A 20,839-nucleotide genomic window follows, 5' to 3' on the forward strand; every position below is an offset into this window, starting at 1 on the left:
CCCCCCCCCCCCCCCCCACCCACCGCCCCCCCCCCCCCCGCCCGCCGGGCCCCCCAACCCCCCCCCCCCCCCCCCCCCCCCCCCCCCCCCCACTACAGAAGGGTACCAAAGGCTACCCCTCCCCAACCCTCCCCTTTGCACTGCGTGCAAAAGGGAGGGAGCTGTTGGTCAGCGCTTCTTGCCTGCCTCTGCACCCAACCAACGGTCCAGCCAGTCTTCGCTTTCGGCCAGCATGGTCATGATCGATTCGCGTGCGCGGTAGGCATGCGATTCGTTCGGCAGCATCACCAGCCGCGAGGTGCCACCCAAGCCCTTCACCGCAGCGAACATGCGCTCGCTCTGGATCGAGAAGGTGCCGGAGTTGTTGTCGTCCACGCCATGGATGAACAGGATCGGATCCTTGATCTTGTCGGCGTAATTGAACGGCGACATCTTCTGGTACACGTCCTGTGCCTGCCAGTAATTGCGCTCCTCGGCCTGGAAGCCGAACGGTGTCAGTGTGCGGTTGTACGCACCCGAGCGTGCAATGCCTGCCTTGAACAAACGCGTATGCGCCAACAGGTTTGCAGTCATGAACGCGCCATAGGAATGGCCGCCAACGGCAATACGCTCACGGTCACCGACGCCGCGCTTCACCACTTCATCCACTGCTGCCTGTGCACTGGCAACCAACTGCTGCACATAGGTGTCGTTCGGCTCGGTATCGCCCTCGCCAATGATCGGCATGGTCGGGTTGTTCAGCACCACATAGCCCTTCGCCAGGAAGGCCTGCGACCCCCAATAGCTGATGGCGTTGAAGCGGTACTTCGAGCCACTGACCTGGCTGGCATCGGCAGCGGATTTGAACTCAGCCGGGTACGCCCACATCAGCACCGGGCGCGGACCGTCCTTCTTGGCGTCGTAGCCCGGCGGCAGCAACAGGTCAGCCGTAAGCTCAACACCATCGGCGCGCTTGTAACGGATCTGCTCCTTCTTCACCCCACGCAGCTGCGGCAGCGGATGCACGAAGTGGGTCAGCTCCACCGGCTGCGCATCAGCGGCCAGGCCGCGTGCAAACAGATTGGCCGGTACGTCGTTGGATTCGCGATAGGTCAGGATGCGGCCACCCTCGCCTTCGACAATGCTCAACGGCATTTCGTAATACGGCGCCTGCGAATGGAACAGGCGCTCGCTCTTGCCGCTGGCCAGATCAACGCGATCCAGGAACGGACGATCACCTTCGGCCGATGCACCGTCACCAATGCGATAGAAACCAGAGCCATCGGCGGTCAGCTGCAAACGCGAACGGCCGCGACTGTCCATCTGCAGCAGCGGCTCGCCCGGGTCGCTGTAACGATCATCCTCCGAACGCTGGACCAGCAGCGTTGCGGCCTGATCCAGGTGATCCGGGGCAATCTTCCACTGCTTCACCTGGCGGCTCTTCCACCAGTACTCATCCAGCAGTGCCAGCTCGCCATTCGCCCAGGTTGCGCCTGCATAGCGCGACCCCAGCTGCGCCAGCGTCACCGGCGGCTTCTCGAACGGCGCCGCCTGCATCATCACCGCATCGCGCACCTTGGCCTCACGCGACGGATCACCGCCATCCTGTGCTTCGGCCCACACCAGCGTTGCCGGTGCATCGGCACGCCAGCTGATCGAGCGCACGCCGGTCGGCACTGCATCGTTGCCGGTCGGCAGGCCGTCCACCAGCGGCAGGCGCGCCACCGTGTGCACCAGCTTGCCCTGCGCATCCAGCACGTCGATATGGCGCGGGAAGCTGCTGACCGGCACCGCGTAGGAGAACGGCCGCTGCACGCGCTGGCTCAGCAGGTAGTTGCCGTCCGGCGATGCGGTCAGGCCCAGATAGATACCGACTGCACCGACCGGCTTGCTGTCACCGCTGATTGACACCCGCACCGGCTGCGCCTGCATGTAGTACTCGAACAGGCGCGCATCGTCTTCGTTCTTCAACAGGTCCTGGTAGGTACGCACGGTGCGCACGCCCTGCCCGGCCTCGGTCTGCTGTACAGCCGGCCCGGTCGGAACGCCGTCACCGTGCGGCGGCTCGCCCAGCCCGACGGGACGCTGCATGACCAGCAATGCGTCGCTACCCGGCAGCCATGCATAGCCGTTGCCGACGATGCTGTTCAGGCGCTCGGCCACACGCCGCGCACTGGCGGTCTCCACATCCACCAGCCACAGCTCGTTACTGCCAGTGGCCGGGTTCAGCTGATTGAAGGCCAGGTACTTCTGGTCCGGCGACCAGGCCAGCGAGGCCACCGACAGCGGCTGCGGCAAACCGGTGATCTGGCGCTCCTTACCGTCGCTGGTTGAGGCCAGCCACAACTTGCTGCCGAACGAGAAGCGGCTGTCGGACACAGTCTTGGGATTGATGCGCAGGCCAGCCAGCTTCAGCTCCGGGGCTGCCACTTGGGCAATCGACGGCAGCGCCGGGGTCTGCAGCAGCGCAGTCAGGTCGCGCTTGGGCGACAGGTACAGGCTTGGCGCACGCGGGGCATCCACCACGGCCTGCAGCGCGGCCGACGGCAGCCGGTAGCCTTCGCCTTGCTGGGTCCCTTTCTGCGCCGGCGGCGGGCTCAGCGCCATGACCGGCGGTACCGCCAGCAGCAGGCCGGCGCACAGCACCAAGGCGGCCGAAGCGCGGCGACGGCGGTGGGGAGACAGGTTCATGGCGCATTCCTATTGGGCAAAAACAATCCTCCAACTTAACAATCCCCATCGACGCTGGCCCCTGCCGTTGGTTGGGCCCGCGGCGCGGGCACGTCGCCGCGATATACTGGGCGGCCCGTTCCGAGGGGCGCTGCGACCGTTGGGTGGACCTGTCCACTACAGCCCGTGTTCTTGCACGGACTTCACCAACGGCCAGGCTCGGGCGGCTTTCACGCAACAACGGCGCCCGGCGAACGCGAGCCTGCTCGCACCACACCGGAGCTCTAAATGAACGCTGTTGCCTCTACCTTCTCGCAGGAAGGTGATTACAAGATCCGCGATATCTCGCTGTCCGATTGGGGCCGCAAGGAACTGGACATCGCCGAGCACGAAATGCCGGGCCTGATGTCGATCCGTCGCAAGCACGCCGCAACGCTGCCGCTGAAGGGCGTGCGCGTGACCGGCTCGCTGCACATGACCATCCAGACCGCCGTGCTGATCGAAACGCTGAAGGACATCGGCGCCGAAGTGCGTTGGGCCTCGTGCAACATCTTCTCGACCCAAGACCACGCTGCCGCCGCGATTGCCGCCACCGGCACGCCGGTGTTCGCATGGAAGGGCGAGTCGCTGGAAGAATATTGGGACTGCACCCTGGATGCGCTGACCTTCACCCTGGCCGACGGCACCCTGACCGGTCCGGAGCTGGTGGTCGATGACGGCGGTGACGTCACCCTGCTGATCCACAAGGGCTACGAGCTCGAGAACGGCAGCAACTGGGTCAACGAAGCAGCTGCCTCGCACGAAGAACAGGTCATCAAGAACCTGCTCAAGCGCGTCGCCACCGAGCGCCCGGGTTACTGGGCCCGCGTGGTCAAGGATTGGAAGGGCGTCTCCGAAGAGACCACCACCGGCGTGCACCGCCTGTACCAGCTGGCACAGGCCGGCACCCTGCTGATCCCGGCGATCAACGTCAACGACTCGGTCACCAAGAGCAAGTTCGACAACCTGTACGGCTGCCGCGAGTCGCTGGCCGATGGCCTGAAGCGCGCGATGGACGTGATGCTGGCCGGCAAGGTTGCCGTGGTCTGCGGCTACGGCGACGTGGGCAAGGGCTGCGCCGCTTCGCTGCGTGCCTACGGCGCGCGCGTGGTGGTCACCGAAATCGACCCGATCTGCGCCCTGCAGGCGGCGATGGAAGGCTTCGAGGTCAACACCATCGAATCCACCCTGGGCCGTGCTGACCTGTACGTCACCACCACCGGCAACAAGGACATCATCCGCATCGAGCACCTGAGCGCGATGAAGGACCAGGCCATCGTCTGCAACATTGGTCACTTCGACAATGAAATCCAGGTCGATGCACTGGTGGGCTACAAGGGCGTGCAGCACGTCAACATCAAGCCGCAGGTGGACAAGTACATTTTCCCGAACGGCAACGCGATCTTCCTGCTGGCCGAAGGCCGCCTGGTCAACCTGGGCTGCGCCACCGGCCACCCGAGCTTCGTGATGTCCAACTCGTTCGCCAACCAGACGCTCGCACAGATCGACCTGTGGGCGAACAAGGACAGCTACGAGAACAAGGTGTACCTGCTGCCGAAGAAGCTGGACGAAGAAGTCGCTCGTCTGCACCTGGAAAAGATCGGCGTGAAGCTGACCACCCTGAGCCAGGATCAGGCCGACTACATCGGCGTTCCGGTCGACGGCCCGTTCAAGCCGGACCACTACCGCTACTGATTTGCTGCCCTGCTTTGCTTAAGCCCCTCTCCCGTACACGGGAGGGGTTGGGGTGAGGGCAGCTTTAGCTGGTAAAGCCCCCTGCCGAGCATGGCTCGGCACTACAGTTCGAGCCCCTCTCCAAGGGGTTGGGGTGAGGGCAGCTTTACAGAGAACGGGCGCCGCAAGGCGCCCGTTCTGTTTCTGGCGCACTCCTCCGCGCGACCAAGGCCCACATCAGTGCCCTATAGAGAGAAGTAGCTGAATCGCCAACACTCTGCGTTTGCCGCATCATTACCTGGCACTCCTCCTTTCAGGACACGCACATGACCAGCAGCGAAAAAGTCCAGGGCCCGGCGTCGTATTTCCCTTCCATCGAGAAGACTTACGGCAAGCCGGTAAAGCATTGGCTGCAACTGCTGGACACGGTCAAGGACAGGAAGCACACGGAACAGGTGGCCTTCCTCAAGGAGCAACACAACATCGGCCACGGTCATGCCAATGCTCTGGTCGCTTATCTGCGGGCGCAGAACGAAGCTTGATCGGCGCCGCGCAACGGCGAGCTGCGCGCCCATAAGACGATGGCAGCATGTATCCAGCCACCACTTCAGACAAGAAGCAACAACATGCAACTCAACATCCTTGAACGCCCAGCCTTCACCGTCGTCGGAATGGAAGCGATTCTCCGCGCCGACGAAGATGGCTTCGCTGAACTCTGGCAACGCTTCATCCCACGCGAGGATGAAATCATCGGCAAGCTGGAACCCATCGTCAGTTACGGCGTCTGTGAACCGCAGACCGATGGCACGCTGCGCTACATCACCGGCTTCCAAGTGGGCGACGATGCGTTGATTCCGGCTGGAATGGTGCGTTTCCAGATTCCGGCGCAGCGCTATGCCGTCTTCACTCACACCGGCACTGCGGTGCAGATCAGCGTCAGCTTCAAGGCAATCTACGACCACCTCCTTGCCGAGCACGGACTGCTGGCAAAAGACGGCATTGATCTGGAACGCTACGACGAACGCTTTGATGATCCGTTCAATCCGGCAGCGCAGATGGAGCTGTATATCCCGATTCACTAGTGAGCAGCATTGTGCCGCGTTTCAGCTTTTCCCTTTTTTGGGAATTACGGCCTACCTCGGCTCTTTGTGGGAGCGGCATAAGCCGCGAAGCAGATACATCATCAGGTAGCAAAAACGCCCGAGGTCTCGGACACCATCAGCTTCGCGGCTTACGCCGCTCCTACAAAGAATCAGATCGCGCCCGGTCGTAGACGCAGACTGCCCAGCACTTGATCCCACAGTCCCAGCGCCTGTGCGTCATCGCGGAATGCCGACGCATCGGCCTTCTCTTCGGTCAGCAACTGCAGCGACAGGAACGGGTATTGCAACGACTCCGCACGTCCCTGCGATTCCCACAGGAAGGCATACATCTTGCGCCCGTCACCTTCTGCGTGAGCGAGAATCTCCTGCCCTTGGATCACCCCGAGGTTGCGTTCACCACGGCGCAGATTGCGCATCCGCGCTGCGGCGGCCGCGTATTCCGGCGGAAGATCGGAGGCACGCTGCAGCAAGGGCTGGTCTGGCTTGCCGGTGACATAGGACATCAGCGTCATGCGCGCACCGGGATAGCCACGCGGACGCAGGCCGATGGTCATTTCCTCGCTGTTGATGCGATTGCCGGCAATGAAGCCCGAATCAATGCAGAAGCCCGCGGCGGTCGGAATGGTGCTGGGATCGCGATAGCTGATCCGCGGCCGCAAGGCCCGATAGTTCTCGATCGCGGCCGGCAGCTTCGCCGCCTCGGTCTCGCCACTGATCAGGTATTGCACGTTGTGCGTTGGGTCCAGTACGTACAGCTCCTGGCGATGACCGGCGCGGCTGCTTTCGCTTACCCATGAGGTAAGCAGCACCGCGTTTTCGTCAAAGGACGTCGTACTGACCGACATCGACTCACCATTGCGATGCCGGTCCGCAGTCAACGTCGCGTCACGCGCGGCCACCCGCTGGCGGAACTCCTGCAGTGATACGCCGGTAGTCGTCTCCACCTTCTTGCGTGCGTACACATAGCCGGGCTGGATCGCGGTAGCAGCAGGCACATCCAGCAGGAATCGCCCAACACACAAAGTCTTCATTTCTGGTCCCCGTTGTTTCGGTGCCGCGCCGGCAACGCCGCCCGAGGCAAAGGTCAGTAGTACCGCAGCCAGCAAGCTACGCAGCAGCGGCCGGCGCATCATCGCGTGCAACAACTCATGCCCAGTCCGCGCCCTGTGCAAGCCGCACGGCGGCGTACAGTGTTGCCCAGCGGGTGCGCTCGTCGTTGTAGCTGCCTTGATGGTCATAGCCTTTTTTGCCTTTCAATGCGTACTGGCCGCTGCCGAAACTGCCTTGGCGGAAACATCCTGTGATCTCAGCTTTAGGAGCCGCACCTGAACACGCCGGTACTGTGCCATCACCGGGATCGATGGGATCGGCAATCTCCAGCTTTATCACGCCAACCGTGTCCTGCAGTTTGATCTTGCCGTTGCGGTTGTCCGACACCGGCGTCACCGAATCCACACCCGTCATCCTGCCACCGCTCCAGGCCAGCGAGCCCCAGGCAAGCTGCTTGGCGTCATCGCCGTAATGCGCGAATGTCGGCTTGTGGTACTTGCGGGTGATGTCCTTATGAAAGTCCCTCACACCTTCAACAATGATCTGGAAATTGGTGCGCGGTGTAAGCGCCGGGCCATCTTCTTCTTCGCGTGCAGATGCAGCTGCCGCTGTCGGCGCGCTCGGGTCGAGCAACTCGGTGTTGCCCTCGGGAACCAGCCCATACCACTTGGTGTTGAGATAGATTTCGCCGTAAGGATCGCCACCAACGGGCAACTGTGGGCCTTCGTCGCCCAGCTGCAGCCATGCCTTGCCCTCGTTGTAATCAGCAGCAGGCAACAGCTCCAGACCACCTGCTGATCGGGCCAGGATCGCCACCACTTCACCTGCATCGCGGCCAAGAATGATGCTGGGTGCACCTGTATAACCGGCCCGGCAGTGGTGGTAAGTCGCCGCCGCGCCCGTCGCTGGCATCACGCCGTGCGAAATACCGAGCAACTTGCCGTAGTTCGACACCTGCGACACCGCGCGCGCTACCAGGCCGCCCATTGAATGGGTAACCAGCAATACCTTCTGCGCGTTGATACCGCGCGTAGCGTAGTACGGCAGGATCACGTTATCGATACGCGCGATGATGTCCTGGGCAGAGATGCGGTTGCTCTGCAACCAGTTGTAGCCACCAGACCAGACCTCGAAGCGGTAGTGCGCCGCATGCTTGGCCTGCTCCAAGGTTAGCGCGGCATTGCCGCCGACCATCTCACCGTATTCGGCTGGCGCACGCGCGCCATCTTCGGCCCACCATGGCTGCAGTTTGCCCGCCGACATCAGGTCATTGAGCTTGCGGTGCATCTCGGCCATCACCGGGTTGTAGGCCGAGCGCATCAACTGGCCCCAGCCACGCTCGCGCGCCAACGCCTCGGGAATGACATCTTCCGCGTCCAGCGGGCCGCGATCATCCACTTCCGAGGTCAAGTGATTCAACAGCCGTTGCCGCGTAGCCGCGCCGCGGAACAGGAACACGAACATCTGCCCGATCGCGCCCAGCACCGCGCCCACACCATCGGTGTTCGGCGGCCGCCACACCGGGTCGCCGGTGATCTTCGACTTCAGGTTGGTACCCATGATGCCGGGCAGGAAGATGACCGGAATGACCGCATCAGTATCGGCCTCGACCACCTTGTCGCGCTTGTCCTTGACCTGGGTAAGCCGCGCACGCGCGACCGGCCGGCCATCCTCGTCCCAGTCTCCGCTGGGCAGTACAACGTCCTGTCTCTCTTCCATGCGCTAGACCTTCCCCAGAACCTTGATGAGCACCTCATCGATACCCTGCCCGCGCTGCCGCGGCAGACGCCCCTGTGCATCGGTGACCGCCTCGCTACGGCCACCATCGCCGCGGGTGATCTGCACCCGCGTATTGGGCATGGGATCGCCCGTGGCCCGGTGCCGCACTACATAGACATCATCGAACTGCGCGTCCGGCCAACTGTTCATTTCGGTGGACAGGTGGGTGGCACCGAGGAAGCTCTTCTTGCTCGCATGCACGGTGATCTTGCCCGGGCAGTTGAAGCTGATATTGCCGCCTTCGATGGTGATGCTGGCACCACCGGTAGTTGCGATATGCAAGGTCTTGCCGGCAGTGAGTTCCACTACGCCCTGTGCGCTGGCCGCGCGCAGCGCCTGCTTCGATTGCATGCGCACTTCGTCGTGTTGCGCCTGCACGTTCAACTCATCGGTGCCTGCCACCACGCTCAAGGCGTTGCCGCCATCGGCGCCACCTTCCACTGCGCTGGCCAACATGCCGATGGCCTGCCCGGCATGCAGGCGTGCAGCGCCCATCACTGCGGTATCGCTGTCGCCGCCGCTGGCCAACAGCAGGCCTTCGCCTACCGACCAATGCAGCGCCTGCCCCGCTACGTGGATGATGCCCGCGGGTGCGGCGAAGCCCAGCAGCGGATCACCGCTATGCGGCACCCTGCCATCGCCGGCCGTTGCCTGCCGTTGCTCTGCCTCGCTGCTTGCACCTTGATACTCCGTACCGGGAACTGTGGTCTTGGCGCTGGTCAGCATCGCCGCCAGCGGTGCCTGATCCGGCACGATGCTGGAGCGATCCTTGCCGCGTGCGCCTTCCTTCATCGCCAGTGCACTGGTCAGGTGCGTGCGCGCCGCTTGATTGAAGCGCGTGCTCAGCCCCTGCAGCTGATTGAGCAAGGCCGCCGGTTGCACCGCTTCACCGGCAGGACTGTTGGCGCGGTGCGCGTAGGCGCTGAACCAAGCGCCCGAAGTTGTGCGTACCGCACCCCAGGCATCACTGCGCAGCTCAAAGCCAGTGCCGCGCAAGCTGCCGAGGAAGTTGTCGGCTTGATGGCGCAGATGGCCAAGGCTCAACTGTGAAGTCTGCTGGCTGCTGGCCAACTGCACGCGAAGCTGCTGGTCGCTGTCATCAAACAACAGATGATTGCTGCCTTCGCCGCCATCCCATTCGCGCGAACGGATACCCCACACCGCACCGGCATTGCGATGCGCATCCTCACCTGCACCTGCCGCATGCCAGGCCGGCGCGTGCCCGCCACTCAGATTGCCTTGTGCACTGGCGGTGCCATCTCGTGCCTGCGCATACGCGCTGTGATCCGCCTCGGCACTGGCACCGGCAGGCGTGGGCGCAACGCCTGCTTCGCCACGGCCGTTGTACAGCGCCCCCAACACGATCGGCCTATCGATATCGCTATCCAGGAAGCCAACCAACACTTCCTGGCCGATGCGCGGCAGGAACTGCGCGCCAACACCGGGGCCTGCGTAGCGCTGGGCAACCCGCAACCACGTCGTGTCGCCCTGCCCATCCTGAAAATGGAAGCGCACCCGAATCCGCCCCAGGCTGTCGGCGTGCACGTTCTTGCTGATGCCGCCCTGTCCAGCGACAACCACCGCCGTCTGATAGCCAGGCACGGTAGGCCGTGGATTGAGGCGATGACCGTTCCCATCCTCCAGCGCCGGCCGCCACGGCAACGTGCGCTCCGTCGCCTTGAAACGGTTGGCATAGCCCACCTTCTCGGCCTGCTGCCAAAGCCCGGCGTCACCGTCGGCAATCGGCGCAGCACCCAAGGCATCGTCCATCGCCTGCCGTACATCGGTGGGCAGGTTGTTGATGCCGGCGTGCTCCACTTCCACCAGCAACAGCTCCGGCGCAGCCGCAAACGGCGCCTGCTGTACCTCAAGCCAGGTACCGGAGCGAAAGCCACGCACCGTGCTCTGGCCCAGCCAGGTGCGGCCATGTACCTCGTGCGCCTGCGCCTGCAAGCGGGCATACCAATCGGCCGCACTGGCGTTGGCGAACGCATACGGGCCCACTGCGTCATAGCTCTCGCGTTTTGAGGCGTCACCGCCGCCGTCCAAGGGCAGCTGCGCGCTGACGCTGCGCACCTGCCGATAATCATCACTGAGCAAACTCAGCCCGGTGCTGCCCAGAGCGCGACGCCGGCCCAGGGTCTGGATACTGTCCGTGGATTCGGTGGCATCGCTGCGGTGGAAACGCACACCGGCCGCGGCACTGCTGGCGTCCTGCGGCAGGCTCAGACTGTCGGCAAATATCTCCATGCCGTTGCCGCAAGGTGCCTGTTCCTCAGAATACAAACGCCAACCAAGCCCTTCCTCGGCCAACAGCCGCTGCAGGAAGTCCAGATCGCTCTCGCGGTACTGCACGCAGTAGCTGCGCACGCGCTTAGCAATGAATTCATCGCAGCCCTCGGCCCAGCGCCAATTGGCCAGATCCGGATAGTCGGCAAGCACCGCGTCCACGATCTCGCGTACGTTCTTGTCCTGGAACACACGGCTGTGCCGCGCATGCTGCAGCCACCAGGTCCACGACCGCAGCGACAGGCGATAGCGCACCAGGCCACCATCACTACCCATCCGCTGCGCCTGCGCCACCAGACCACTACGTTGCTGCTCGTCGCCGTCGGCCATGCGCATCAGCAGCACCGCCTGGGTGCCAAGCAGCGCATCCAGCGCGACGCCCTGATCGGTGGACAGCACGTCCACATCCGTCTGCGCGTGCGTCGACAGGCCATCGCGGCCCCACCAACGTTCGACCATGCCCCCGTCCAATCCGGAGCATCGCCATTGATATTGACGCTGTGCATCACTCGGCGCAGCCACCTGCGCCATCAGGCTATTCAGCTTATCCATGCCAACCCAATGCAATTCCCGCCCACCATTCAGCAGACGCAATAGGATCCCCCAGCCCGAATCTATCAGAACTTTCCTATAGCCCGCGTTACGGGTTGGTGGGGTCGGATTGGTGGGGACAGCTTGAAAATTGGCTCAAATTGGCGGCTTTGCGCATGCTTGCGTGAAGGCAATGAATCTATTCACAAATGTGTAAATCTTCATCCGATCGCGCGTAGAGTGACTGGAGTCACGGTTCTTCAGTTTTGCCGGGCGCGCCTCAAGGCACTTCTGCGTTCTGCTCATTGTCGGCTCATGCACATCGCCTAGCGTCCTTCAAGATTTCCCTTGGTTGGAACTATGTTCCAGCAACTTCCTTGTTAACGCCTGAGCAGCGCCCTGATTCGGCCCCTCCCCTTGCGAAGCAGGGGGGGGGAGGGGGTTCCTGCACGCGTGTACAGCCTCAGAAGCACCCTCCCCAGCCAAATCCTTCGCCTCCGGGGAAAGGGTAGAAGTAGGCCGACAACACCCCCTGCTTACTTGGTCGAAGAGGTCTGCTTGCCCAACAAGCGCTCTTAATAGAGGCGCATTGATTACATTCAACTTATCCGCATCCTCCATACGACAGCTCCTGCTACAGACGGGGTCGTGGAATCCCATTGGATAGCGCGTCCTTCGCCTTATCCAACAAGTAGTCCGTGCTCTTCTTCACTCCATCACCGATAGCGCGGCCAGCTGCCTCTGCAGCACGATCAACTGCATCGTCCACCTTATCCTTGATTCCTCTTTTGACCGCCCTAGCCTGGGCCCCTGCGAAATCACCAATCTGCTGAAGCCAACTTGCTTCGTCCTCGTAGACCATGCGCCAACGCAAATAGCCGAATATCGACCAGCTTTCGCGGCCTTCAATTTCAAACGGCAAGCGTCCACCATTCTTCCACGCATCGAGATCCTTGCGATCCGCACCTTCTAAACGCTTTGGCCACGCTTGCGGCGTTGAGTTCATCGCAGATCGTCGGTGAGCTGCCGCCATGCGCTCCAACGCACTGCCTTCACGCATGATTCTTTCATCTTCCTGTTTGATTCGTTCCCATTCCTTGTGCCGCGCATCTTGCGCTTCCAAAGATTTCATCCTTTCTTCCTGCTGACGCTTCCAAGCTGCCTCATTGGGTGCTCCGAATGGTTTGAACCATGCTCTGGAGTCATGGATGTAGTCATCCATCAAGCGAGAAATCCGAGGGTCGATATCGCCGACAGTCTCCCAAATCGGCTTGATCTCTTGCCAACACTTCATCTTGTAGCCCCAGACATAAGCGATCGCTGCATCGCGCAGACCAGAAATAGGCAAAATACTGCGGGCTCGCAGCTCAATGAATTTACCGATGTTGTCCGACAAACCGTTGGGGACGCGTAGCGCAGGATCACTCCTTTCGTCCTTCAGCAGCGCCTCATGCTCCCACCTAAGCTCGAAGTTGGCCATTACAAGATCAACAACATCTTGGCCACTCTTCTTGCCTGCTCGACTAACGAATGGCTGGTGCTGCAAACCTGCCGGAGCATCGTCACCGAGCCGTAGCTTCCGCCATTGCAGGTATCTTCCATAGTGATCATGCATTATTTGTTGCAGCGAACCATAGGACGCACCACCAGTGGCGTCGAAATAGTTGGAATAAGCCCTAATCAATTCGCCATCAACTTCCATCGAATCACGGGCGCTTCTTGGTAGCCCAGGTGAAGCTGCATCTAGCGGAACCCCAACGGCCCGAGCGCGCTGATACATTTCCTGCAACGGAATCTGCGAAAATTTGGCCGTATCTCTACCCTCGGTACCGACATAGCCTTTGCCCTGTTCCGACGGAATGTAGCCGCCACCAAGATCCGAATGCACTCCCGGATAAACCAACTGCACAGCTTTGCGTGCACTACCCCGATAGGCATCGAGGGGGAAAGACGCTCGCACCTCCAGTGCAGCAACCATATGCACGCACTCACGAACATATGCCGGCACTGCTAGATCTGCCGCACGCCCCCATCCTCCATGCCCGTCAAAGGCGATGCTACTATTTGCCATTCCCACGGAAGCAACTGTGTCAAATATTCCTAGAAAATCAACTTCAACGGGTATTCCACACAAGGTAAAGTCCGGATCAAGCGCATCCTTAAGCCAGCTGCAAAACACACGCGCCTCCGCCGCTCCGCGTGAAAATCCGAATACGGATATGCGAATAGTTCGCACTCTAGGCTTGGATGCCTTGCGCCACCCTGCAATCTTCGGTGCCAAAATTTCCCGCCGCGCCCTCAGTATCGAGCGACGCCCTAGATCATTGGGAGGATTCGCGGCGGTCGACGTAAGTAGCTGGACAGATTCCAGCATGTTTATTTCACGGAGTAATTCAATCTCATCACCAACTTGTCTTTTCAGCTGATGAACAGGAATATTTAGATCCGTTGACATTTTTTTTACGGTCTGCGGATCCGGCACTCCAAGCTCTTCACCAAGATCTCTTCGTTCGTAGTAAGCGTGCAAGTTGTCTAAAACCTTCAAAAGCGCCCAATTTATCCGCGCTTCCCCGCCCCAGCCTGCAGATAGCCCTGCAGCTTGGTGGACGCTTTTACCTTGATCCCCCACCTCCCTCTCAAATGGGGTACCAACTCCAGCAATGTAGCGCTTTCTGTTTTCCGGATGATCCAAGCCCTCCACAAAAACATCGTGCAGTCGCGCAATGTTACTCTGCGACAGGCCAGGCTTATCTCTTTCTAAATTGTTATTTGTCCCATCGAAGAAAAACCCCCACTTAAGATCAACAGAACACCCTGCATCGTAGCCACCAACGTCGCAGGCCAACAACTCGGCCTGCTGATCAGCACTCAGCCGAAGAGCTGGAGGCCCTACCGTTTGACTCCTCATTAGTAGTATCCCTCTCTCGGCGGCTTTTTGCTTCGATACCACTCAATGCACGCCGGATCACGCTTACAGGTTTCCGCTGGCGTCAACAATCCATCAGGAAAACTCACATGCCCAGGATAATAACCGGAGGCATAAACCTTTACTTTCCGGCCAGGAAAGAACGCCACCCACAAGTAACCGGAATAGATCATCGGATACGGAGGAACTTCGACATCCACTGTATATAGAGCATTCTTGTCACGCCCATACAATTCATCATCACTCCATTTTACCGTTACCTTCGTCCCCGGCTTCCATGGATAAGGTAGCGCGACACTTCCTGCGGAACCGTTGCCATTGTTGTACGACTGAACCCCTCCACCCCAAGACCCATTCACATAGATTGATCCGATCGGCATATCTGTGTAGTTCAAACCAGACAAACTAAGCCCAATCTCATCAGGCGAGAACTGCGCCACGTCTTTTTCGCTCGACCGACATGCGACGAGCGCACCAAAGAGACCTATGAAGAGAATAGCGAATTTCCCAATTAATCTTGCTTTAAAGAGAAATTCAAAAAATGACCTAGAGCCAGAACCCGACATATAACCTCCGGTTGAACGAAAAGCGACGCCAGAAACCAACAAACCTCCAAACTGAAAATTCTCGTATGCGGCGTTCAACCAGTAGCTCCTGGCTGGACCAGTAGCAATTGCGAACGTAGCACTTCCAAAATTGATCGATAAACTGTCGCAGACAGACCCAGCGGATCAATATCGAGCTCATCGATCACCAGCTGGACACTGGCATGGACCTGAGATGGAACCGGCGCCAACACACCAAATACGTCTGCCCGAGAATGCAGATAGTTGATGATCATGTCCGGCACAGCTGCCACCTGAAGCCGGCGATGTTGTTCAACCGTCAACACGTAAGGCCGCGTCTCGGTCGAAGATCTGGCGTCATCCAGCCCGCCAATTCGCTCAAATTTTCCACCCCGAGTCACGTACCACCAGCCCTCTATTCCTGCGAGAAACCGCTCCTTCTGTTCTGTCGAGAGCGCAGCGATCCAAGTTGGCAAGCACCGTGTATCCGCCAACCTCACCAGAAAGCTCACTTCATTCGCACGCGCCTCCATCTGCGCCTGCAGATGCGCACAGGTCGCTTCCAATCCCCCGCTTGTCACCAACAACGAAAGCATCGGACGGCCGCTGGATAGAGCACATAGTTGCGTCAACGCTTGCCGGCGCTCCACGAGGTCCAGTGGCAACTCCAGCAGTGCCGGAGATAGCTCCGCTGCGGGTCCTTCAGCGCCGTACCGCTCGTATAAACGAAGTACCTGGAAGTTCTCCTCCAATCGCGCCCGTTCGCGAACTGCGCAGAACGCCAGATCGAGCAATGCAAAAACCGCTCGGTCCTGTGGAAGAAACGCCATCACGTCATCAACAACAGAAGGCGAGAACAGATCGATGTAGTGGCGATTCATTCAAATTCTCCGTCAACCATTCTTGGCCGCCAGAACCTGACCTTTCTTCATTGCCTGCAGCAAGCACTCCCAACAGATAGACTCAGAAAACGCTGGCAATGGATAAGACTTCTGCGCTGGCCCAACAAACGACTTCTTACTCGCATGCACAGTAATCGTCCCTGGGCAATTGAAGCTGATGTTCCCGCCCTCGATAGTCACACTGGCGCCACCAGCTGTAGCGATGTGAATCGTCTTACCCGCAGCAAGCTCCACCACACCCTGCGCACTAGCAGCTCGCAATGCCTGCCTCGATTGCATGCGCACTTCGTCGTTCTGTGCCTGCACATTCAACTCACCGGTGCCAGCTACCACGCTCAGCGCGTTGCCGCCGCCAGCGCCACCTTCAACCGCACACGCCAACATGCCGATGGCTTGCCCTGCATGCAGGCGTGCATTGCCCATCACAGCAGTGTCACTGTCGCTGCCGCTGGCCAGCAGCAGGCCTTCGCCTACTGACCAATACAGGGCCTGCCCTGCTACATGGACGATGCCAGCGGGTGCGGCGAAGCCCAGAAGCGGGTCGCCGCTGTGTGGGACGCGCCCGTTGCCTGCGGTTGGCTTGCGCTGGGCGGCTTCACCGCTTGCGGTGTCGAACTCGCTGCCCGCTACCGTGGTCTTGGCGCTGGCCAGCATAGCGGCCAGCGGTGCCTGATCCGGCACGATGCTGGAGCTGTCCTTGCTGCGTGCGCCTTCCTTCATTACCAGCGTGCTGGTCAGGTGAGTACGGGCGGCTTGGCTGAAACGGGTGCTCAGGCTTTGCAACTGGTTGAGCAAGGCCGCTGGCTGTACTACTTCGCCAGCTGGGCTGCTGCTGCGATGGGCGTAGGCGCTGAACCAGGCGCCAGAGGTGGCGCGTACTGCGCCCCAGGCGTCGCTGCGCAGTTCAAAACCGGTGCCACGCAGGCTGCCGAGGAAGTTGTCGGCTTGATGCCGCAGGTGGCCGAGGCTCAATTGCGAGGTTTGTTGGCTGCTGGCCAGCTGTACACGAAGCTGTTGGTCGCTGTCGTCGAACAGCAGATGATTGCTGCCTTCGCCGCCTTCCCATTCGCGTGAGCGGATGCCCCAGACAGTGCCGGCATTGCGGTGTGCATCGTCACCAGCGCCTGCCGCGTGCCACGCTGGCGCATGGCCGCCGCTTAGATTGCCTTGTGCGCTGGTCGCGCCGTCGCGGGCCTGCGCGTAGGCGCTGCGGTCGTCATTGGCGCTGGCACCAGCCGGCGTCGGTGCAACGCCGGCTTCACCGCGACCGTTATAGAGCGCGCCCAGTACGATGGGCCGGTCGATATCGCCATCCAGAAAGCCCACCAGCACTTCCTGACCTATGCGCGGCAGGAACTGTGCGCCCACGCCGGGGCCGGCGTAGCGCTGGGCAACGCGCAGCCATGTTGTATCGGCTTCGCCATTCTGGAAATGGAAGCAGACGCGGATGCGGCCCATGCTGTCGGCATAGACGTCCTGGTCTTTGCCGCCGTGCGAGGCAACCACGCGGGCGGTCTGGTAACCCGGTGCTGTGGGCCGCGGATTCAAGCGCTGGCCGGTGCCATCCATCAATACGGGCCGCCACGGCATTGCACGCTCAGCTGCCTTGAAGCGATTGGCGTAGCCCACCTTCTCGGCCTGCTGCCACAGCGCTGCGTCTGCTGCGTCGATGGGCGCTTTGCCCAGCGCGTCATCCATCGCTTGCCGAACATCGGTGGGCAGGTTGTTGATGCCGGCGTGATCCACTTCGGTCAGCAGTAATTCTGGCGCTGCAGAGAACGGTGCCTGCAGCACCTGCAGCCAGGTGCCGGATTGAAAGCCCCGTACTGTGCCCTGACCTTGCCAAGTGCGGCCGTGCACCTCATGCGTCTGTGCCTGCAACTTGGCGTACCAATCTGCCGCAGCAGCGTTGCTGAAAGCGTAGGCGCCGACCGGATCGTAGCTCTCACGCTGCGACTGCTCGCCACCGCCATCCAATGGCAGCTGCGCGCTGATGCCGCGCACGGAACGGCAATCGTCGCTGAGCAGGCTGATGCGGTTACTGCCCAGTGCACGCTGCCGGCCCAGCGTCTGGATGCTGTCACTGGACTCGGTGGCATCGCTGCGATGGAAGCGCACACCGACTTTTGCGCTGGCCGCATCCTCTGGCAGCGTCAGGCTGTCAGCGAAGAGCTCCATGCCATTGCCGCAGGGCGCTTGCTCGTCCTGGTACAGCCGCCAACCCAGTCCTTCCTCGGCCAACAGCCGTTGCAGGAAGTCCAGGTCACTCTCGCGGTACTGCACGCAGTAGCTGCGCACGCGCGAGGCAATGAATTCATCGCAGCCTTCGGCCCAGCGCCAATTGGCCAGGTCCGGATAGTCCTGCAGAACCGCATCCACAATCTGGCGTACGTTCTTTTCCTGGAAAACCCGGCTGTGGCGCGCGTGCTGCAACCACCAGGTCCAGGACTGCAGCGACAGACGGTAGCGAACCAACCCGCCATCGCTGCCCATGCGCTGCGCCGAAGCAATCAAACCACTGCGCCGTAGTTCGCTGCCGTCCGCGCTACGCATGAGCAAGGCCGCCTGCTTGGCAAGCAATGCATCCAGGTCGATGTTTTTATCGGTGGACAGTACGTCCACCTCGGTCAACGCATGTGCGGACAAAGAATCACGCCCCCACCACCGCTCGACCACGTTGCTACCGATCTCAGCGCACTGCAATTGATACTGCCGCTGCGCATTACCCAGCACAGCGACCTGTGCCAGAAGGTTATTCAGCTTATCCATGCCTATTCCAGATGTGATGACCGTCTGCAATCTGCAGACACAAATCGGATTCCTTTCATGGAATTTACCAGAAGTCGCCGCTGGGGGTTTTCACGGTACTGGCATTGCACCATCAAATCACGGCTAAGCCCTTGCATACCCGCACCTGTCACTGTGCGAGCTCGATATCTGTTTGATTTCAGGGGTTACCGTCTGTCGTAGCGAGCTCGGATAGCAGCTGAAAAGCGCTGCAATCTTGCATCGAGCCCACTAAATACTGAGATTCGTCTTGATTGTCCGAACATAACCCGGACTAATCATCAGACCATTTGATTGGACAGCTCATTTGCGCAAATAACGCGATGCCAGTCCAATTGAGCGATGATCGGTCACCGACTACCTGGCTTCAGCCCTACCCAGCACTTCATCCGCCCGCGTTGCCCTGCACTACCACCGAGCCAAGGACCCGCCACATGCAGTGGATTGATGATCTTGAAGTGGATGCCTGGAATACCGTGATTGAAGAACTCGTCTGGCACCTGCGCAACGGCCGCACGCCGACTGCGATCACCCGCCAGCTGCTGCCTGATAGGGGAATTGAATTCCGCTTCGATGGCGTAGGCCCGGCATTTCTCCCCGTGCCCGACGAGGCCTTTGAAACGCATTGGAAAGATGCCATCGCCATCATCGCGCGCTTCCCGCAGCTCAACGCGCTGCGCTTCCGCTGTAACGTTTGATCTGCTTTGCATCGCCACACATGCCGAGCCCTCTTCTCGCAAAGAAGAGGGCTCGATACATGCGTCAACGCTCACCTAGGTCAGGGCTGAAAGCCAGAAATGCCTGGGCGTTGATTTTTTCGCGAAGAGCACCCCTCCCCAGCCCTCCGCTGCACCTTCGGTGCAAGGGAGGGAGTAGCGCAGCCCCCTCCTTTTCGCATAGCGAAGAGGAGGGAGTTGATCAGACCAGATCTGGATGCCGGTCAATCAAGGCCTGCTTGCGACGTTCCAGGTCAGCAAGCTTGTCCTGCATGTCGGTGATTTCCACATCAAGGCCATCAACGCTCGCCTCGATATGGTCGTACTGCTCCTGCAGCAGTTCCCGCGCTTCACGGCGGCTGCCCGCATTCGGCGTATCGCCACGCATCGGTTTGTTGGCCGTCTCGTGCATGAAATAGGCAGTTACCAGACCAATCACCGCCACTACCATCAAATAATAGGCCGGCATCATCAGGTCACCGGCAGTTTCAACCAGCCATGCCGCCAGCGTCGGCGTTACACCGGCAATGATCACCGAGATGTTGAATGCACTGGCTAGCGCGCTGTAGCGCACGCGGGTGGGAAACATCGCCGGCAAGGTTGAGGCCATCACGCCGATCAGGCAGTTCAACAGCACCGCCAGCAACAGCAGGCCGACGAAGATCCAACCGGTGTTTCCGCTGGTGATCAAATGGAACGCAGGTATCGCCGCGATCAGCAAACCAAGGCTACCTGCGGCAATGAACGGCCGGCGGCCGATGCGGTCACTGGCCATCCCAACGAAGGGCTGCACGAACAACATGCCCACCATCACCACGATGATGATCAGCACGCCGTGGTCTTCGGAGTAGTGCAGGTTGTGCGACAGGTAGGTGGGCATGTACGTCAGCAACATGTAGTAGGTGACGTTGGTCACCAGCACGATGCCCACGCAGACCAGCAAGGAGCGCCAGTATTTGCTGACGATCTCCTTGAAGGAGATACGCGGCGCGCTACCGACTGCATCCTGGTCTTCCTTCTCCATGCGCTCCAGCTGCTCGGTGAAGGCAGGCGTTTCTTCGGCAGCATGCCGTAGGTACAAGCCGATCAAACCCAGCGGTGCGGCAAGGAAGAACGGAGTGCGCCAGCCCCATTCGAGGAACTGCTCTTCGCCAACGATACTGCTGAGCAGGACCACCACGCCGGCACCAGCGACAAAGCCGATGATCGAGCCGAAGTCCAACCAGCTACTGAGGAAGCCGCGGCGCCTGTCCGGTGCGAACTCGGCAACAAACACCGCCGCGCCGGTGTACTCGCCACCGACGGAGAAACCCTGCGCCAGTTTGCACAGCAGCAACAGGATCGGCGCAAGTATGCCGATGCTTTCATACGATGGAATCAAGCCGATGCAGAAGGTGCTGATCGCCATCAGGATGATGGTTGCCGACAGCACTTTCTGCCGGCCGAATTTGTCCCCCATCACCCCGAAGAACACGCCACCTAACGGGCGCACCAGGAATGGCACCGAGAACGTGGCCAGCGCAGCGATGGTCTGCACGCTGGGCGATGCTTCGGGGAAAAATACTTTTCCCAAGGCATAGGCGACAAAGCCGTACACACCAAAATCGAACCACTCCATCGCGTTACCCAACGCGGCGGCGGTGACTGCTTTTTTTACTTTTGCCTTATCGATGACGGTAATGTCTTCGATTTGCAGCGGCTCATTGCGGATAGTGGATTCACCTGTAGACATGACAGGGCCAGTCCTCCCGTTACTGAGTTGATTGCGTGCTTGGCCTTGGCTTGCATGAGTTCGCGCAGGCCGTAATGCGCACGAAGGAATGCCCCG

At 60.5% G+C, this 20,839-nt stretch carries 13 protein-coding genes and 1 riboswitch; of the genes, 4 read left to right on the plus strand and 9 right to left on the minus strand.

Annotation, left to right across the window (positions count from 1 at the left end; genetic code table 11):
• Window positions 1–168: 168 nt before the first annotated feature.
• A complete protein-coding gene (locus tag ACVOMB_RS17280) occupies window positions 169–2,670 on the minus strand; it encodes an alpha/beta hydrolase family protein (RefSeq protein ID WP_481532302.1) in 2,502 nt (833 codons plus the stop codon).
• 116 nt (window positions 2,671–2,786) lie between these two features.
• Window positions 2,787–2,905: riboswitch (S-adenosyl-L-homocysteine riboswitch) on the plus strand.
• A 32-nt stretch (window positions 2,906–2,937) separates the two neighbouring features.
• Here ACVOMB_RS17280 and ahcY point away from each other — a divergent pair.
• From ahcY to ACVOMB_RS17295, 3 genes are all read left to right on the plus strand, one after another.
• The gene (ahcY, locus tag ACVOMB_RS17285) at window positions 2,938–4,383 is read left to right on the plus strand and encodes an adenosylhomocysteinase (protein WP_481532303.1); all 1,446 of its coding nucleotides are present in this window, start codon (window positions 2,938–2,940) and stop codon (window positions 4,381–4,383) included.
• A gap of 305 nt (window positions 4,384–4,688) precedes the next feature.
• Window positions 4,689–4,904 carry a DUF4287 domain-containing protein gene (locus ACVOMB_RS17290; RefSeq protein ID WP_481532304.1) on the plus strand — a complete coding sequence of 72 codons (216 nt, stop codon included), beginning with the start codon at window positions 4,689–4,691 and terminating at the stop codon, window positions 4,902–4,904.
• Window positions 4,905–4,988: 84 nt separating this feature from the next.
• A complete protein-coding gene (locus ACVOMB_RS17295) occupies window positions 4,989–5,444 on the plus strand; it encodes a GyrI-like domain-containing protein (protein WP_481532305.1) in 456 nt (151 codons plus the stop codon).
• A 170-nt stretch (window positions 5,445–5,614) separates the two neighbouring features.
• Here the strand turns inward: ACVOMB_RS17295 and ACVOMB_RS17300 are convergent, their stop codons facing one another.
• From ACVOMB_RS17300 to ACVOMB_RS17330, 7 genes are all read right to left on the minus strand, one after another.
• Window positions 5,615–6,496, minus strand: coding sequence for a T6SS immunity protein Tli4 family protein (locus ACVOMB_RS17300; RefSeq protein WP_481532306.1), 882 nt, complete (start codon window positions 6,494–6,496; stop codon window positions 5,615–5,617).
• A gap of 115 nt (window positions 6,497–6,611) precedes the next feature.
• The gene (locus tag ACVOMB_RS17305) at window positions 6,612–8,234 is read right to left on the minus strand and encodes an esterase/lipase family protein (protein WP_481532307.1); all 1,623 of its coding nucleotides are present in this window, start codon (window positions 8,232–8,234) and stop codon (window positions 6,612–6,614) included.
• Between the two features lie 3 nt (window positions 8,235–8,237).
• Window positions 8,238–11,135 (minus strand): type VI secretion system Vgr family protein, encoded by a 2,898-nt coding sequence (locus tag ACVOMB_RS17310; protein WP_481532308.1) that lies wholly within the window; start codon window positions 11,133–11,135, stop codon window positions 8,238–8,240.
• Between the two features lie 613 nt (window positions 11,136–11,748).
• The gene (locus ACVOMB_RS17315) at window positions 11,749–14,022 is read right to left on the minus strand and encodes a T6SS phospholipase effector Tle1-like catalytic domain-containing protein (protein ID WP_481532309.1); all 2,274 of its coding nucleotides are present in this window, start codon (window positions 14,020–14,022) and stop codon (window positions 11,749–11,751) included.
• Window positions 14,022–14,684, minus strand: a complete 663-nt coding sequence (locus ACVOMB_RS17320; RefSeq protein WP_481532310.1) for a DUF3304 domain-containing protein — start codon at window positions 14,682–14,684, stop codon at window positions 14,022–14,024. The genes ACVOMB_RS17315 and ACVOMB_RS17320 overlap by 1 nt, the downstream gene beginning before the upstream one ends.
• Window positions 14,681–15,487, minus strand: coding sequence for a DUF4123 domain-containing protein (locus tag ACVOMB_RS17325; protein ID WP_481532311.1), 807 nt, complete (start codon window positions 15,485–15,487; stop codon window positions 14,681–14,683). The genes ACVOMB_RS17320 and ACVOMB_RS17325 overlap by 4 nt, the downstream gene beginning before the upstream one ends.
• A 12-nt stretch (window positions 15,488–15,499) precedes the next feature.
• The gene (locus tag ACVOMB_RS17330; RefSeq protein ID WP_481532312.1) at window positions 15,500–18,277 is read right to left on the minus strand and encodes a type VI secretion system Vgr family protein; all 2,778 of its coding nucleotides are present in this window, start codon (window positions 18,275–18,277) and stop codon (window positions 15,500–15,502) included.
• A gap of 452 nt (window positions 18,278–18,729) precedes the next feature.
• Here ACVOMB_RS17330 and ACVOMB_RS17335 point away from each other — a divergent pair, with 452 nt between their 5' ends.
• Window positions 18,730–18,993, plus strand: coding sequence for a hypothetical protein (locus ACVOMB_RS17335; RefSeq protein ID WP_481532313.1), 264 nt, complete (start codon window positions 18,730–18,732; stop codon window positions 18,991–18,993).
• 220 nt (window positions 18,994–19,213) lie between these two features.
• Here ACVOMB_RS17335 and proP read toward each other — a convergent pair whose 3' ends face one another.
• Window positions 19,214–20,743, minus strand: a complete 1,530-nt coding sequence (gene proP, locus ACVOMB_RS17340; RefSeq protein WP_481532314.1) for a glycine betaine/L-proline transporter ProP — start codon at window positions 20,741–20,743, stop codon at window positions 19,214–19,216.
• Window positions 20,744–20,839 lie beyond the last annotated feature (96 nt).

Source organism: Stenotrophomonas sp. STEN018, from assembly GCF_056760235.1.